Below are 16,405 nucleotides of genomic sequence, written 5' to 3' on the forward strand. Positions count from 1 at the left end.
CGCCCGTTCTGCCAGCCGCGATAAAGGTTCTCGCGACCCGTCTTGGTAAGCGAGTCCCAGGAGCGTTCGATGTCATTGGACGAGCGCGAGGCATGGATCAGGCCGAGCGACGGCCAGATCGGGTGGTTGCAGCCGAGGATCACGCTGCCCTTGCCCGCACCACGGAGAATGGCCTCCATGCCGCGCCGATAGGCCTCAATGCGGGTGGCATTTTTGTCGAAGTGGTGGCCGCCGTGGATCGCGCCCCAGTAGTTGGCGTCGAGTTTGAAGTACGTCACGCCCCACTCACGGTTGAGTGTGCGAAAGAGGTCTTCGAGGTGCGCCTGCACGTCGGGGTGCGTGCCGTCCAAACAATACCACGGCCCCCTGCGCCAGCCACCAAACCCGATCTTGTTGGATGGCAGCGGCGCACCGATTTCATCTTTCACGAACCAGTTTGGGTGCTCGGTGAAGAGCCGTGACTGCTCCTCTGCAATAAACGGCGCGACCCAGAGCGCGGGCTCGAAGCCCCTCTCGGCGATTGCCTTGAGCACGGTCTGGACGGAGCCGCCAAAGGCGTCTCCCGTGTCGAGCCAGTCGCCCATGTTGGGTTGGTAGCCATCGTCAATCTGGATGTAGCGCAGGGACGGGAGGGTTTTCGCGGCCCACTCCAGGTTGTCGTAGATATTCTTGTCGGTGACCTCGGGGCCAAAGCAATACCACGAGCACCAGCCGGTCGGGACGGGGTCGTGCGAGCGCTTGGGGTGGTGCTTGGCAATGGCCGACGTGAGCGTGCCCAAAAGCGTCTCGCGGTCGTCTCCCGTCACAGCGAGAAACTCTTCTAGCTCCCAGCGCTCGCCGGGCGCAATCATTTTGTTTTCGGTGTCGAGCGAGATGCGCAGGCGGCTTGCGTCGAAGCTAAAGCGCCCGATAAAGCGCCTGCACGATGTGAAGCCCAGCAAGACGCGCTCTTGGTTTTCTGGGGCGAACATGAGCATCCCGTAGCTCGTGCGTAGGCCCTCGGGTTCAGGGATTTTGTAGTGCGTGCGGTCTGGGTAGTAGCCCACATCGGTGGGGCTTTCGAGTGTGCCCGCCAGCTGGCTGAGCATCTGAAACGCCTCGCCGTAGAGCGACGTACTGCCAGAAAGGCCATGGGCCAGATCAAAAAGCACGACTTCAGGGACGGCAATTGGTGCCAGCGTAGGATTATGAAGCGTGGCGCGGCAGAAGCCTCCATCCCAGGTGCGCGTGAGTGTCAGGCCGTCAGGGACAGTGAAAGCAGCGGCTTTGAGCTGCTCAAGCAGCATCTACTTCATCGTTGAGAATTCGGGACACCCAGATTTTTAGCTCGGCAGGACTAAAGGGCTTGGTGAGGTAGAGATCGGTGCCGCGTGCGTAGCCACGGGTGATGTCGTTGTAGGTGGACTGAGCGGTGAGCAAGATCACCGGAAGCTCAGCGAGGGCGGGGCTCTGGCGGATGTGCTCTAGGAGCTCCAGGCCATCCATCTCGGGCATCATGATATCGGAGATGAGCAGATCGTAGTGATTGGTGAGGAGCAGCTTGAGAGCATCGGTACCACAGGAGGCCGTGTCCACTTCATACCCTTCCATCTTCAGGTTTATCTCTAGGATGCGAACAATCCCTTCTTCGTCGTCTACCACTAAAATGTGCTTGTTCATAATATTTTCTTTCAGGAAGGCATGATCCGTTCCACAAAAGCGATGAGCTCCGCCGGGTCGAAGGGCTTGGTGAGATAGAGATCCGTGCCGCTAGTGTAGCCTTGAACCATATCGTTCTCTCCCGTGCGAGCAGTGAGCATGATGACGGGCAGATCGCGCAGGTCGTTGTCGCGTCGGAGGGTTGCGACCAGCTCGTAGCCGTCCATCTCGGGCATCATGACATCGGTGATGAGCAAAGTAGGGCGCAGGAGGAGCATCTGACGTAGAGCATCGGCCCCTGAGACAGCGGTAACAACCGAGTATCCGTGACTCTTCAGGTTGAACTCAATTTGCCTTAGAATATTGGGGTCATCCTCGACGACCATGATAGTAGGCATATTTTCCGTGTTCTGTGACATTGACGATTATTCTACCTGAGATTTTTTTATAACGGCGAAACATTGCAATAAATGATGGAGTGGGATAGAATTCACCCTGGTTAAGTTAACTATGGTTAATTCTGGAAGAGAGCGTTATCTAGGCAAGGCAACGGGCGATATGCTCAAGGCCATTTATGCCCTACAAACCCCCACAGCGACAGCAGCACCGTCGGCGGTTGCGGAGCGAACCCGGACATCACGTGCTTTTGTCACGAAGATGCTCCTGACGATGGCGCGTGAGGGATTGGTTGAGTACACCGCCTACAAGGGGGTTCGTCTGACGGACATTGGGGAGCGCCTTGCCCGTGAGCTCTCTCGCCACCATCGGCTCCTAGAGCGCTTTCTTACCGATACACTTGGGTTCTCTCCAGAGGGAGCGCACGACGAGGCCGAACGGCTCGAACATGTGATCTCCGAAGAGTTTGAGGAGCGCCTCGCTATTTTTCTCAACCACCCCACCACATGCCCACACGGCTCTCCGATACCAGAACACGAAAGAGAAATAAAATGAAACGTGCCTTTACCCTAATTGAGCTTTTAGTTGTAATTGCCATAATTGCGATTTTGGCTGCGATCCTCTTTCCAGTCTTTGCCCAGGCGCGTGCAAAGGCTCGACAGATCACTGCCATCAGCAATCTCAAGCAGATTGGAACCGCCGTGCTGATGTATCTACAGGACTACGACGAGACATTTCCTATGACCATGGATACGCAGAGCGGGGCACCAGAGACGGTCTCCTACTGGGCGATCCAGAACTACCATGGCGCGATCGAGCCCTACATAAAGATGGGACGTGGTCAGCAGAATAAGCAAAATATCTGGTGGGACCCCGCCGATCCCGACCGAGTGGTTCCAGCCATGTGGGGCAGCTTTACCGACAATGGCTTCCTCACCGGCACACCGCGCACTCTCTCCGGCATTGGTTCGCCTGCGGCGACAGTCTACGCTACCTTACGAGGAGACAGCTGGAGCCGCCTTGTCGGGGTAACACCACCCTCGCCGCTTCCTCCGGCGAGCGATTCTTTTTGGCAGAGTGAGTTTTTTGACATGTGTCTGGATCCCTGGGAACCGACGAATACTCTGGCGAGCCCCTACCACTGGAGCAAGGGGAAGGCACTCCCTCCCTGCTCGCTCTTTCCTACCACAAGCCCCTGTGGTGACTGGGACCAGCAGATCGCCAAGAAGCGCCACAATGGGCTTGCTCTCTTTCTCTACGCCGATGGTCACGCAAAAGCACAGCCCTTTGAGCGCACTTGGCGCACTGCCGACGACTCTGACTGGGATCTACAATGAACGGAACAGATAGCACAACGGATACCTCGTTGCCCTCGCTTCCCGAGGTCTACCGGAGTGTCTCGGTTCCTAAAACGGCTTCTCCTTGGCGACGGCTCCTCGCTTTTGCAGGCCCCGGCTACTTGGTGAGTGTAGGCTACATGGATCCCGGGAACTGGGGCACCGATATCGCGGGAGGCGCAAAGTACGGCTACCAGCTCCTCTGGGTGATCCTGGCCAGCAACCTGATGGCGATCCTACTCCAGACTCTCTGTGCTCGCCTCGGGCTGGTGACGGGGAAAGATCTCGCGCAGGCCTGCCGCGACTACTATAAAAAACCTGCCGCGATCGCACTCTGGCTACTCTGCGAGGTGGCGATTATCGCCTGCGACTTGGCTGAGGTGATTGGCAGTGCGGTAGCGCTGAACTTGCTTCTTGGCGTTCCCCTGCTCGTGGGAGTGCTGATCACGGGCCTGGATGTGCTCATCCTCCTTGGGCTAATGCGCTTTGGCTTTCGCAAGATCGAGGCGCTTATCATCACGCTTGTGGGCACCATTGCGGTATGCTTCGCCCTCCAGCTCTTCTACGCCAACCCGGACTGGGGAGGCATTGGCCGTGGCCTCATTACCCCTCAGCTCCCCGACAAAGAGGCCCTCTTTATTGCACTGGGAATTCTCGGGGCTACCGTGATGCCGCACAATCTCTATCTGCACTCGTCTATTGTCCAGACCCGTGCCTACGAGAAAACGGCGGCTGGCCTGCGCCACGCCCTGCGTAGTGCGACAGCCGATACTGTGGTCGCTCTAGGGATGGCCTTCTTCGTCAATGCCGCCATCTTGGTCGTCGCCGCTGCCGCCTTTCATGCCAAGGGGCAGTTCGAGGTTGCCGGCCTGGAAGAGGCACATGTTCTCCTCAAGCCGATGCTAGGCGGAGCCGCCGCCACCGCCTTTGCGATTGCGCTCTTGGCCAGCGGACAGTCGTCAACCATCACGGGCACTCTCGCCGGACAGATCGTGATGGAGGGCTTTCTCAACTTGCACATCGCGCCCTGGCTCCGACGGCTCATCACTCGCTCTCTGGCGATCATTCCCGCGATGATCCTGATTGGAATGAGTGGGGGCAAGAATACGGTGCACTTGCTCACGCTCTCCCAGGTAGTGCTCTCGATGCAGCTCTCCTTTGCGATCTTCCCGCTACTGGCTTTCACCTCGGATAAAAAACGCATGGGTGAGTACGTCAACCCACTCTGGCTAAAACTCCTCGGCTTGCTGGTCTGCCTACTGATCGCTGGGCTCAATATTAAGTACCTGGTAGATAGCCAAGGGCTACTTCCCGTGCTGAGCGGAGCCGCTCTGATGGCTGCTTTTGCCGTCTGGGTGCAGTGGGGCTACAAAGGCAAGCCTGAGGTTGCAAAGCCTTTGGAGTCGTGATAAAATTCCCCTCGCACGTCACTTGTTTTGAGTTGCGAGCAAGCCGCCTTAGCTCAGTTGGTAGAGCATCGGACTGAAAATCCGAGTGTCACTGGTTCAAGTCCGGTAGGCGGCACCTAAGCAAAGAAACCTTACCTATAACCAGGTGAGGTTTTTTCGTTTTTGATGTATAATTCCTTATGGAAACAAACGTTTGCCATTGTGGTAAAGCTATACCTTTCAAAATAACAATTGATGGGGTCGAGCGTCAGCTTAAAAACCGACGGCGCTGCTTGGAGTGTTCTCCGTTCCAGGGGAGAAATAACCGGGATCTCGTTGCTGTCTTTGCTCGACCTCGCACTGTGGGCAATGAGAAGTACCGGCGCTGGCAAGAAAAGGCACGACGGGAGCGAAAAGCACGCCTCGTTGCCCAGTGTGGTGGGAAGTGTGCTCTCTGTGGCTACGATCGCTGTGTGGCTGCACTGGAGTTCCACCATCGAGACCCAGCGACAAAGAGGTTTAATCTGGGGAAAGATAACCTTCTCAAGGCCTGGAATATGGTTCTTGAAGAAGCGGCTAAGTGCGACTTGCTCTGTGCAAACTGTCATCGAGAGCTGGAAGAGCGGCTGAGGTGGCGTGAAAATGAGCCTGACGCAGGGAACTTTTAGGCGATGTCGAATTGTTAGCCCTGCATGAGTTCTTCACGTCAAGAGTATGCCCAGCTAGCACGTGGGTGTGAGTCCAATCTGATTGCCTGTGCCCGTCGGCTGGTACGGGGCGATGATGACCGCGTGCTCGATCTGGTGCAAGAGGCACTGGTTCGGGGCTACGAGGCCTACCGAGCGGGCAAGTTCCTCTCGGGGGGGAATCCTTGTGCTTGGCTAGCGCGTATCCTCACCAACCACTTTATCAACGAGTGGCGGCGCGAGAAAAAATGGGGCGCGGGAGTCACGGTGGACGAGCTCACGGCAGGCGGCGAAGTCGGGCCAACCTCCACACGGGCAGAGAGCGCCGATACCCACCTGCTCCAGACGACCCTAGACGAGCCGCTGGAGAAAGCCCTGGCCGCTCTGCCGGATGCCCTCCGACTGACAGTGATCCTAGTGGACATGCAGGAGCTGAGCTACCAAGAAGCCGCTGAGAAACTCAATGTTCCCATTGGCACGATCCGGTCTCGTCTAGCACGTGCTCGCTTTCAGCTCGCCGAGGGGCTTCAAGACTACGCTCGAGAAAGAGGACTGGCATGAAACACAACTCTGAAAAACCTTGCCCCCACATGAAAAATCTTCTTTCTGCTCTCGTAGATGGCTCACTGACGGGCGTGGCACGCTGGTATGCAGAAAATCACGCTCGTCGCTGCCCCGGCTGTAGTAGTGCGATCAGTAGCCTCAGTACGGTTCGTGAGCGGGTGCGTGCCCTGGGTGTGCCATCTAGTGAGGCGCTCATGCTCTCGCAAGAGCGCTGGGCCAGCATTGAGGCGGCTTGGGAGGAAGTAGATCAAGTGGGAACCTGAGGCTAGGTAACTTTCGTACCGAAGTTTAGAAATATCTGTCTGGTATAATTTCACATGCAACCGGAAGCGCTTTGCGGGTGTCGGATAGCCAGTACAAAAAACGCACCGCTACCTAGTGCGCAAGGAGAGAGTTAAAAGCCATGTTGAAGCGATTTATGGCCTTGATAAGGTCCTGGTTTGGCAGAGGTCTAGATGTCTTAGAGAACCCTGATGTTTTATTGGATCAGGCCAAGCACGATATGCAAGAGATGCACGCTCGCAACCGTGAGCGTGCGGTGGTTGCCATCACGGCAAAGAACAACCTGCAAAACCAGGTAGATGATCTGCAAAAGACCGTAGATAATCTTCAGGCCAAAGCGGAGTTCGCCCTGAAGCGTGGCGACCGCGAGCTGGCGCTACAGCTCCTCAAGGAGAAGCAAGGCTACGAGCAGAGCCTCCAGAGCGCCCGCGAGACCCTCGCGACCGCTATCGAGACGGCAGAGCAAGTCAAGGTCGCCATCAAGCGTGAGGAAGAGCAGATTCGCCAGAAGACGGCGGAGGCACTCGCCCTTAAGGCCAAGTGGAAGCAAGCACAGATCCAGTCTGAGATGGAGAAACAGCTCCAGGGCATGGGCACATGGGAAGATACCAACAACACGTTTGCTCAGGCGAAAAATAAGATCAACAACAAGCTTAGCGAGGCCAAGGCTCTCAATGAGATTGGACAAACCAATGTCGAGAGCCGTCTGCGCCAACTTGAAGTCACCGAGACTGATGTTGCGGCGCAGAGCGAGCTGGAAGCGCTGGAGGCCAAGCTAGGGCTGGCCGCGCCGATCACACAAAGCGTCACGGCTCCCACCAACGAGATTGAGGCCGAGCTTGCCCGACTGGAGCAAAAAGTCGGCGGCAGTGGCGGCTCCACAGGTAGCTAGCCCGTGTGTCGTCTTTTAGGACTTGTTACAGGCCCGCCGGAGATTTCTCCGGCGGGCCTTCCCTCCTCCGCTTCCCTTCCCTCTTGGCAGCACTGTGTTGGAGCACCCCACGCTCTGCGCCACCAGGCGGAGCTGGGTAAAGTTCCTCCCGATAATCCACCCGGCCACGAAGATTCCTGGGGAGTGGGCTGGTTTGACACGGCGGGCCAGATCTCTCTCTTGCGCCAGGTTGGCTCCGCTCAGGGCTCGGCGTACTTTGTCTTCGCCTCGGAGGCGGCTTCCAAAAATGCCTGTGTCTTTCTAGGGCACCTGCGAAAAGCCTCCTGTGGTGCCATCACAAGCGATAATGCCCATCCCGTGCGTGTAGACCCCCTAGAGGGCCAGAGTGGAGATAGCCTACTGGTGATCCACAATGGCACTCTCAAAGGCGGGCTACTGGGCTGGCTACGGAGCGAAGGAGAGAGGGCGGGGCGTCCCGAAGCACTCTCGGACTCCGACACCGTGGTGCTGGCAGGCTGGCTTGCCGCGGAGATTGGAGGCGTCGCCACAGAGAAACGACCGGCAGCTCTGGCGCAAGCGCTACAGCGCTTACTGGCTCAGGCGGCGTTAGAGGGCGACCCCACGCGGAGCTACACAGGAATAAACTTGCTCATTGCGGCACCTGAGGGGCTCTATGCCCTCCGACAATTTTCTAAAAATGCCGATTATTACACACTCTCTGCTCGACCACTTTCTGGTGGGGGCTGGGTACTAGCATCTGAGCCCACGGACACGGAGCCTGGCTGGGAAGCACTGAGGCCCGGTGAGCTGGTATTCTATGGGGCAAATCACAGCATGGTTGAGAAAGCGATATTGGTATGAGTATTCCGGATAGAATCGGGCGGCTGGGCAAAGCATACGTGGGCGCGATCAAGGACAAGATCGAGTCTGAGCTAGGTGAGCGTGAGTCCGCACTGAGTGAGCTCGATAGTAGCCCTGGCGATAGAGTGCCTGCTTCTGCCTCAGGAAGGCGTGTACCGCCGCCACCCCAGAGTGAGCTCTCCGATGTGGATAGCCTCATGCGCCGGGCGGAAGAGAAGATCGCCAGTGCTCGCCGAGAGCTAGAGTCGCGCCAAGAGCTGCCTTCATCGGCGACAACTGCCTCTGTTTCTGCTCCTGTGTCTCTTCCTGCGGACGCCAATCCTCTGGCCGCTGATTACCGTGTTCTGAATCTGTCTCCGGGGGCGAGTCTTGGGGAGGTGCAGGCTTCCTACGAGGACTTGTTGCGCCGCAGCGATCCCAAGCGCTTCCCCGAGGGCTCGAACGAGCAAGCCCAGGCAAGACGGATTCTGGAGCGCGTCAACTTAGCCTACGAAAATCTCCGCCGTGAGAACAACCCCACCGAAGATCGGTTCGCCAAGCTGGAGCTGTGATCGCACAGCCGTCCGTGGTGGTCTATGGTACCGTGGCGCTGGATCGTCTCCTACCTGCCGAAGCAACGCAGTGGCAGGAGTTTCCCGGTGGGGAGGCGCTTAACACGGCCTACCAGCTTTCCGGCTGGGGCGTCGATGTCGCGCTGGTAGGAACGGCCATTGGGACAGATGCCGAAGGGGAGCGCCTGCGAAGGCTAATAGATGCCACTGGGCTCTCCCGAGCGCATATCCCGGATGACCCGCACGCTGTCACCCCTGTCTGTGAGATTCGCATTAGCCAAGACGGTGAGCGGCACATGCAGGGGCGCGGCTTCGCTCAAGCCGTCGCTCCGCCTGTGCCGGAGGCGCTGCTTGCGCACAAGCCCGTTGTCGCCGTAGACCCCAACCTGGGACAAAATGCCCTCCAGACCGCGCTCCGTGCGGCTGCGCTTGGCGGCTCTGTTGTTGCAATGGACTTTGCCCACGTGCCAGAAGTGGCCGCGGTCGCCACACTGCTGCAATACAGCCCCGAGTCTCTACGTCGCTTTGGCCCGACCCAACCTGCAAAGTCCAGAGCCCACGTCGAGATTTTTACCCAAGGCGACGAGGGGGGCACTGTCACTGATGACACGGGCTCCTGGCACTATTCTGCCTATCCTATCTCCGACATTGTGGATACGACAGGGGCAGGGGATGCTTTTCGCGCCGGGCTCTGCTATGGGCTGCTTCAGGGCTGGCCACTCAACAAGACCGTTTTGTTTGCTAGCGCGGCGGCAGCATGCCACTGTCGGCGGCTGGGAGGGGCATCTCAAGTGCCTCTGGAGGAGATTGACGTGCTCCTGTCGAAAAAAACGTAAGATATTTTTTGAGTTTTTATCAGAATCCGCCTATGTCAACCGTACTAAATGCAGAAGAGGGAGTTGTTGCGCTCCGCAAGGCACTTCGCTCTGGGCAGTCCACCGCGATTGACCAAGCTGCCGCACCGTATATCACCTCGCTTCGAGAACCCTTAGTGGCCTATGCCGACCGGCTGATTCGTTCGTCGTGGCGTCCGCTGGGGCTTGAGGGAGAGGATCTGCTGCAGGATGCTTGGCTCCGAGCGCTTCGTTATCTCACGGAGCCTGCTGGAGAGGTGATTGAGACCTTTGAGCATCTCCGTCGGCTTTTGATGCGAATGATCAAGCAACGCTTTTTAGACACGCTGGATCGCGCTGAGGGACGTGACGAGAAGGGCTATGAGGAAGCGCAGGCAGAGCAAGTTGCGGAGGGGGAAAGCGACCTGGGCGAAGGGCTTCTCTGGCTGGAGGCAGGGCAGCGCCAGAAGCTGATCGGAGCGCTTTTTGCAGGGGAGGAGACGTTTAAGGCGGCGTGTTCGCGGAAGCCCAAGCGGCGCGCGCGGCACTACCAGGGCTATGTGCTCTTCACGTTGGCACAGTTCTACCAGAACGAGGTGCTCTCAGATCGTGCAGCAGCGGAGCTTTTTGAGCGCTATATCGCCCTGCTAGGGGTCTCGACGTCCGACTGGGCAACTTTGGAAGCGGTGGCCGAACAGCAGGGGGCAGGTGAGGCAGAGCTGATGAGCGCAGTGAGCACGCTGTGTGAGACGAATCTTGCGGATCGGGCAACACTGAGTGTGCTACGCTACGAGCTGGGGCTGCTGGCGGGATAGAAGACGATGAAAATTACGAACGAACAGATTATCGCTGTGGCCGAAGGGAGCGCGGATGCGCTCACCGAGCGCTTGGTGCTCGCTGCCGCTCTACACGACCCTGCGCTACAGCGACGCCTTACGCTCCTGCGCTCTGTGGATGCCGACGAAGAACCACTGCCTCAGATCGCTCCTGCACGGCTGGCACGGCTCACCGAGGAGATGGAAGTTGCCGCACGGCGTGTCGGGCGGGAGTTTGCGGAGGCCCAAGCGACCCCATCGCCAAGCTGGTTTGCCGCAGTTGGTGGCACTCTGCGCCGAAGCTTCACTCTGGAGAGGCGCTCCGTGCGCCTCTCGGCACTCGCCCCAGCCTTGGCCGCCTCCGACGAAACCCTGCAAGTTCAGCGCGATATCTTTGACATTGAAGGAGTGCATATCGAGATCCATCAGCTTCCGGAAAACCCTCCCCGGCTGCGCTTTCTGGTGGATGCCCATCGCGCGGAGGGCTTTCTTGCCGAGGAGGTGAGTGCGGTAACTCTGGCGCTTCAGGAGGAAGGGGGTCTTGATCTGTGGCTGGTGACCGTTCCTCTCAATGCGGAGGGGCGTGGGCTGTGGGAGCAGCCTGCCCCGACCATCCGTGGGGCCGTGGGCCTGCTGGGTGTGGCGCTGGTAGGGGCGTAGATGCCGCCAAAGGCGCTAGAGCAGCTACGGGCACTGCTGGAGCGGCGCACAGGCGCACCGATGGCGGCCGCTCCCACTCTGGTCTGGCTGGCACTTAAAGCGCTCGAACACCCCGAGCTGGCTCCCTATCTTGCCGATCCACTCTTACCTTGTGCGGGGGAGTTTCTGAGCCTAGACAGCCAGCAACGTGCGCTACAAAATGCCTCCGAGGGGCTTCTTGATAAGAGCGTTCCTTGCCTGGGAATGCTCTGGGGGGCACTCTACCGTCCGGCGGAGCAGAAAGCGGTGGCGTGCCGTGTGGCCGTTGCCGCGCTCCCTATCGAGAACCTAACCACGATTGGCTGGCCTGACCCCGAGCCACTCTTACTAGTAAGTTCCGATGTGAGGCAAAGCGCGGCGGCGGCGCTCACGGAAGCGCTTCGGCTGATTGAGCAAGTGGGACTGCCCCCGCCTCGCCCTGTCCGGCTCCTCTACGCCGTGGAGCAGGCCGAGGAAGCCGTGGGCGACTCACTCGGGCTGCCCCTCTTTCTGGCAACGCTCTCTGCTCTTACGGAGCGGCCACTGAACCCTGCCTGGGGCGCGACAGGAGCGCTGCTAAAAGGGGCTCTCAAGTCGGTGGGCTGGATCGCGGCCAAGGCGGAGTCTCTCGCGCCATATCACGTGGCTCTGCTCTGTCCTGAAAATGTCTCCACACTGGCCGAGGCAGCGGCAAAGGCACTCTTGCAAGGGGATGTTTTCACCAAGTCGCCCCGCACGCGGGTCTCTCCCTTTGTCTCTGAGCCGACCTTCTTAGCCGCCGATACGGAGCTTCCTAACCCTCTGGAAGCACGAGCAAGGCTTGCTGCGTTTGAGACGACTGTCTGCGCAGCTCTGGAGCGCCACGGGGGCTTTCTCTACCGACAGCAGGCAGGTGTGGAGGAGGGAGTACGTGCGGCCTTTGCAACTCCCCAGGAAGCATGTGCCGCCGCCGTCGCGGTGCAGCAGGCTCTACTTCACCGGCTCTGGTCGGAGGGAAGCTTACCTCTTCTGGCACGTATCGGGCTTTTTAAGGGGAGTGCGGAGCGGGTAAAAGAAGGCTACTTTGGAGCTGCACCAGGGCAGGCACTACGGCTGATGCAGGCGGCGCAGCCGGGACAGATTCTCCTTCCCGAGGAGCTTGTCCCCTTTACCTCAGCTCCTGTCACCGCACTAGGGAAGCACCGCCTGCGAGATCTCTCGATGACACTGGCTCTCTACCGGCTGGATGCGCCTGGGGTTCCTCTCTGCGACTTGCCTCCCCGGACGCTACGCGTTCGGAACCACAACCTGCCACTTGAGCCTAGTCCTCTACTGGGGCGTGAGGCAGAGCTGATTGCGATCCGAGGGCTTCTGGAGAAAGGAAAGCGGCTGGTGACACTCACCGGGCCGGGGGGAGTGGGCAAGACCCGCCTCGCGCTTCAGGTGGCCGCTGAACTCGCCGAGCGCTATCCCGATGGTGTCTGGTTCGTTCCACTCGCTGATGTGCACGAGGAAGGAGGGCTCGTCAATGCAATTGCCGAAGCGATGGGCCTCGCCATTCGCGATAGCCGGGTGAACTTTGTGGAAGCCCTCGCGGAACGCCGTGCTCTTCTGGTGTTAGATAACTTCGAGACCGCTCTGGAGGCCGCTCCTCGCGTTAGCCAGCTTCTGCGCCAGGCTCCGGAACTAACCTGTCTTGTGACCTCGCAAGCCCTACTCTCTCTCTCCGGCGAGTGGCGCTTTGAAGTGGCACCACTTGTCCGTGCCGAAGCGGAGCGCCTGTTTATTGAGCGAGCGCTCCAAGCAGAGCCAGATCTCTCGTTTTCCGAAGCCGATGTGGCGTGCATCGGTCGCATCTGCCAGCGCTTGGAAGGTATGCCCCTTGCCGTCGAGCTTGCCGCCGCCCGCAGTCGCCTTTTCTCATTGGAAGAGATCGAGTCTCGTCTCGATGATGCCCTGAGCCTTCTTATCACCCGAACCCGTGATGTCCCGGAACGTCAACGCACGCTCCGTAGAGCTCTGGAGTGGTCATTCAGCCTCCTCGATCAGGAAGAGCAAGATCACTTCCTACGGCTCTCCATCTTGCCAGGTAGCTTTAACGTAGAGGCCGCAAGAGCTGTCTGCGAGGAGCCTGAGATTGGGGAGTGGTTGCTGGCTTTGGAAGAGAAATCTCTTTTGCGAAAAGAATCTAATGGTCGCTGGCGGATGCTCAGTATCGTCAGAATCTTTGCGCAAGAACGTCTCCATCAGGCTACCACGGCGCACGAAGCGGCTCAAGAAGGCTTATTGACCTACTGTGTTGATCTCTCATGTCGGTGTGCGGAGCATCTGGATACAGAAAAAGAACAAGGCATTTTTGCGATTCTCGATGCCGACTTTGATCTTATCCGCGCTTCCATGGAGTTAATGTACTATCAAACACCTCAGCGTTTTGCTGAGTATCTTCTTAATCTCGACTTTTTCCTTCGTCGAAGAAGATACTTAAGTGAACTTGAACATTGGTGTGATCTAGTTTTAGAAAAAGTTGAGCAACTATCTTTATCGCTTAAAGGAAGATTGTTGATTGTTAAATCCTATCTTCTACGTGAGCAAGAAAAGAACGAAGAATCAATGGAGATTCTAAAAGAAGTCGAATATATTTCTAAACAAATAAAAGATGATTTTATGTATGCAGATGCTATAAGTAGTCAAGGAATTATATTGGTTCGTAAAAAAGAATATGACAACGCAATCGCTTTTTATGATGCAGCAATTGAAATATATGTTAGCAATAATAATTTGGTTCGTTATGTTCGAAGTTTAAACAGTCGCGCACAGGCAAAAATTCGCCAACAGAAATTTTCTGAAGCCGAAAAAGACTTGGTTCAAGCCAATGAAATTGGAGAAAAAATACATTGCACGCGAGATTTATGTGTGACGATGAATAATCTAGGTTATTTATTTTATACTCGTGGAGATTATGATAAGGAAATTTTGTATACTGAAAAATGTATAGATTTGCTTTTGGGGATTGATGATAAATTATCTTTTATTGCCGCGATAATGAATTATTGGAATAATAAGAGTCGTTTTTTTAAGCTAGATATAAGAATATTTATTATAGGGGATATAATTTATAACCGTATTGGTATTCCTAAAGTGCTATATGATAACAATGCTCTTATAACGTCTATTTCTCAAAGAGATGGCATAATTAATGTTGATGCGATTTATGATGAGTATCGTGATATGGATTTATCGGATTTGAAAATGATAAAACGAATGTTAGATGAATTGGCATATACATCGTAGAGCTAAATATATATGAATATGATCGGAAATTTTTTATTGCAAAGGCTTAGGGATTTTTTTATCTTGCCTTGCCTATCGGCGAACTTTAGGGTAAACTTTGTCGAATCTTGTAGACTCAATTGTGGAAGAGCGTAGTCAGGGTCATCGAAGACGCGTCTTGATCACGAGAGGGTACAACCTTTTAGGAATGGAGAATTATCATGGCATACGGTCATGTATCGAAAAAAAACGGGGTAACGTATTTCTTGCACGCACGTGTCACCCCAACAGCTAACGGAACGCGTACAATGTACTTCTTTGCTAAAGAAGTGAAGGCCGCCGACGATATTACCAAGGCGCTGGATGCTGTTCCAGCAGGGTACCAGGTGGTTGAAAGTGAAGCGACTGGTCTTCCTCTCTTGAAGAAGGCGTAATCGCGCTTTCTATTTCAGTTCATAAAAGAGCCTAGGAGCAAATCGCTCCCAGGCTCTTTTTGTTTTACCGCCCTAGTGTCAGGTCGGTGAAGGGAATGCGGCCATCTCCCGTCAGCGGGGCGACGCCATCCCACTTCGCGATGGCTTTACGGCGCAGCTCAATTTTCTTCAGCGCGACGGCTTTATCCCCCGCTTCTCCGAGGAGGCGGTTGACTTCGGCTTGTTCTTTGGCCTTGGTCTGGATGGTCTCTGCCTCGACCGTGGCACGTTTTAAGGTCACTTGCGCGGTGTCTAGCTCCGTGCGAACGGAGATGCGCTCGTTGACTTTTTGCTTGACTTCCTCGGGTGGGTAGACCTCGCCTGTGAAGACATCATCTACCGTTAAGCCCCATGCGGCAAGCTTTGGAATCAGAATTGCTTTGACTCGCTGGCCGAACTGGGCGCGTTCCTTGCTTGTTAGCTCAAAGACACTTTTCTGACCGCCGACACTGTTGACGGCCCAGTTGGTAGCGGGACGGATGAACTCTGTCTGGATTTGCTGAATGTCATTGGTACCGAAATTTTTATAGACCGTCATCACATTGGCAGGGTCCACATGGTAGCTCACCGTGACATCTACAGGTAGAATCGCGCCCTCATTGGTGGAGCACTGGATGGAGTCGTTGCCCGCTCGCTCTGCGCCCCCGTGTCCGCCGCGTGTGTAGGTCGCATTGCGGATATTGGTGGGGTAGAGCACGAGGCGCTGGCGAGGAAGCACCCAGACCACCTGAGGTTTGAGGAGCTTCTCCTCTGTCCCACTGGCCGACGAAAACTTGACCCCAACCTGTGCGGGAGGAATCTCACGAGCACAGCCGACGAGAAGTGGCAGAGCAAGAAGGGCAAAAAAGTAATAGGGTTTCATTGTCCGTTTTCTCCTTGGGTATTTGATTTTGCGGCGGGAGCGGCGGCACGACGGTTGCTGAGAGCCGCTAGGGTGCTTCCATCGAGGATCATCGTCTGGTTTCCACCGGTGCGGATCTCGGGGAGGTGGCCGTCCCACTTCTCGATCGCATCTTCGTCGGCCTGGAGCTGGAGCTGTTCAAGCCCCTTGTCTTTGGCGGTGGCACTGGTGAGCTGTGTGGCGGTCATTCGGGCCTGGGCGGTGATCACGTTGGTCTTGCGGCTAACCTCGGCGATCTGTCTGCGGAGCACAGCGATATCGTACTCGGTGTACTGGTTTACTCGCCGTGTGATTTTTTCTGCCGTCTCCGGGGCGGGAAAAGCCGTGAGGAGCATCAGGGAGTCTATCGAGATTCCATTGGTTGCCATGCGTTTTTTCAGAGAATCTGTCGCAAGCTGGCAGAACTCCTGGCGCTTGGGGCCCATGAGCTCGAAAACATCGTACTTGGGGCCAATCTCATTGACCACATCTTTGATCGCGCGACGCAGGTGGCTGGCTTGGATGGTCTCCACATCAATGGGGCCAAAGCTATTAAAAACCTGGATGGCGCTCTCCTCGCTAATCCGGTAGATCACACAGACATCAAATGTCGTATTGGCGTTGTCGCTGGTAGTGATGAGGATCCCATCTGCCGTTTTTTGTTCTCCTTCATCGACATCCTGGACATACTTGGCGCTCATCAGCTTGGTGGGAAATACATAGAGTCGCTGTCGCCAGCCGACAAAAACACGTCCTGGCTTGAGCGGTTTGGGCTGCACCCCCGAGCTTGCATCGTAGAGAATTCCTACAAACCCGGCATCTATCCACGCCGAGCGGGACTCGATAAAGCCCCAGATCGCAAGCCCCGCGACTACCAAGCCG

General features: G+C 56.5%; 19 protein-coding genes and 1 tRNA gene. 15 read left to right on the plus strand and 5 right to left on the minus strand.

Annotation, left to right across the window (positions count from 1 at the left end):
* The 3 genes from RMO15_RS11450 to RMO15_RS11460 all read right to left on the minus strand — a co-directional run.
* A partial coding sequence (locus RMO15_RS11450; RefSeq protein ID WP_309712234.1) for an alpha-galactosidase occupies positions 1–1,286 on the minus strand: 1,286 nt, incomplete at its 3' end.
* Entirely contained in the window at positions 1,276–1,659 is a 384-nt protein-coding gene (locus tag RMO15_RS11455; protein ID WP_309712237.1) for a response regulator, read from the minus strand. The genes RMO15_RS11455 and RMO15_RS11450, both read right to left, overlap by 11 nt.
* Before the next feature lie 11 nt (positions 1,660–1,670).
* Complete coding sequence (locus RMO15_RS11460; protein ID WP_309712241.1) at positions 1,671–2,036, minus strand: response regulator; 366 nt, start codon at positions 2,034–2,036, stop codon at positions 1,671–1,673.
* A gap of 112 nt (positions 2,037–2,148) precedes the next feature.
* Here RMO15_RS11460 and RMO15_RS11465 point away from each other — a divergent pair, with 112 nt between their 5' ends.
* The 15 genes from RMO15_RS11465 to RMO15_RS11535 all read left to right on the plus strand — a co-directional run bounded on the left by RMO15_RS11465 (position 2,149) and on the right by RMO15_RS11535 (position 14,604).
* Positions 2,149–2,589, plus strand: coding sequence for a metal-dependent transcriptional regulator (locus RMO15_RS11465; RefSeq protein WP_309712248.1), 441 nt, complete (start codon positions 2,149–2,151; stop codon positions 2,587–2,589).
* Positions 2,586–3,371, plus strand: a complete 786-nt coding sequence (locus RMO15_RS11470) for a prepilin-type N-terminal cleavage/methylation domain-containing protein (RefSeq protein ID WP_309712264.1) — start codon at positions 2,586–2,588, stop codon at positions 3,369–3,371. Before RMO15_RS11465 ends, RMO15_RS11470 begins: the two co-directional genes overlap by 4 nt.
* Entirely contained in the window at positions 3,368–4,780 is a 1,413-nt protein-coding gene (locus tag RMO15_RS11475) for an Nramp family divalent metal transporter (protein WP_309712267.1), read from the plus strand. Before RMO15_RS11470 ends, RMO15_RS11475 begins: the two co-directional genes overlap by 4 nt.
* 42 nt (positions 4,781–4,822) lie before the next feature.
* Positions 4,823–4,895 (plus strand) — tRNA-Phe (locus RMO15_RS11480).
* A gap of 226 nt (positions 4,896–5,121) precedes the next feature.
* Entirely contained in the window at positions 5,122–5,427 is a 306-nt protein-coding gene (locus RMO15_RS11485; RefSeq protein ID WP_309712270.1) for a hypothetical protein, read from the plus strand.
* 24 nt (positions 5,428–5,451) lie between these two features.
* Positions 5,452–6,006, plus strand: coding sequence for a sigma-70 family RNA polymerase sigma factor (locus RMO15_RS11490; protein WP_309712272.1), 555 nt, complete (start codon positions 5,452–5,454; stop codon positions 6,004–6,006).
* 29 nt (positions 6,007–6,035) lie between these two features.
* On the plus strand, positions 6,036–6,272 hold the full coding sequence (locus RMO15_RS11495; RefSeq protein WP_309712275.1) for a zf-HC2 domain-containing protein: 237 nt from the start codon (positions 6,036–6,038) through the stop codon (positions 6,270–6,272).
* A gap of 140 nt (positions 6,273–6,412) precedes the next feature.
* Complete coding sequence (locus RMO15_RS11500) at positions 6,413–7,183, plus strand: PspA/IM30 family protein (protein WP_309712279.1); 771 nt, start codon at positions 6,413–6,415, stop codon at positions 7,181–7,183.
* 3 nt (positions 7,184–7,186) lie between these two features.
* The gene (locus tag RMO15_RS11505) at positions 7,187–8,044 is read left to right on the plus strand and encodes a class II glutamine amidotransferase (RefSeq protein WP_309712282.1); all 858 of its coding nucleotides are present in this window, start codon (positions 7,187–7,189) and stop codon (positions 8,042–8,044) included.
* Positions 8,041–8,595 (plus strand): hypothetical protein, encoded by a 555-nt coding sequence (locus tag RMO15_RS11510; protein WP_309712285.1) that lies wholly within the window; start codon positions 8,041–8,043, stop codon positions 8,593–8,595. The genes RMO15_RS11505 and RMO15_RS11510 overlap by 4 nt, the downstream gene beginning before the upstream one ends.
* Entirely contained in the window at positions 8,592–9,431 is an 840-nt protein-coding gene (locus RMO15_RS11515; protein ID WP_309712287.1) for a PfkB family carbohydrate kinase, read from the plus strand. The genes RMO15_RS11510 and RMO15_RS11515 overlap by 4 nt, the downstream gene beginning before the upstream one ends.
* A gap of 32 nt (positions 9,432–9,463) precedes the next feature.
* Positions 9,464–10,243 (plus strand): hypothetical protein, encoded by a 780-nt coding sequence (locus tag RMO15_RS11520; protein WP_309712290.1) that lies wholly within the window; start codon positions 9,464–9,466, stop codon positions 10,241–10,243.
* 6 nt (positions 10,244–10,249) lie between these two features.
* Complete coding sequence (locus RMO15_RS11525; RefSeq protein ID WP_309712293.1) at positions 10,250–10,903, plus strand: hypothetical protein; 654 nt, start codon at positions 10,250–10,252, stop codon at positions 10,901–10,903.
* Positions 10,904–14,191 (plus strand): NB-ARC domain-containing protein, encoded by a 3,288-nt coding sequence (locus RMO15_RS11530; RefSeq protein ID WP_309712296.1) that lies wholly within the window; start codon positions 10,904–10,906, stop codon positions 14,189–14,191.
* Positions 14,192–14,391: 200 nt separating this feature from the next.
* Entirely contained in the window at positions 14,392–14,604 is a 213-nt protein-coding gene (locus RMO15_RS11535) for a hypothetical protein (protein ID WP_309712299.1), read from the plus strand.
* 64 nt (positions 14,605–14,668) lie between these two features.
* Here RMO15_RS11535 and RMO15_RS11540 read toward each other — a convergent pair whose 3' ends face one another.
* On the minus strand, positions 14,669–15,505 hold the full coding sequence (locus RMO15_RS11540; protein WP_309712302.1) for an SPFH domain-containing protein: 837 nt from the start codon (positions 15,503–15,505) through the stop codon (positions 14,669–14,671).
* Positions 15,502–16,405: SPFH domain-containing protein (locus RMO15_RS11545; RefSeq protein WP_309712305.1), on the minus strand; the 904-nt coding region annotated here is incomplete at its 5' end. The genes RMO15_RS11540 and RMO15_RS11545, both read right to left, overlap by 4 nt.

The sequence above is a fragment of the Armatimonas sp. genome (assembly GCF_031410135.1).
Taxonomy (GTDB): domain Bacteria; phylum Armatimonadota; class Armatimonadia; order Armatimonadales; family Armatimonadaceae; genus Armatimonas.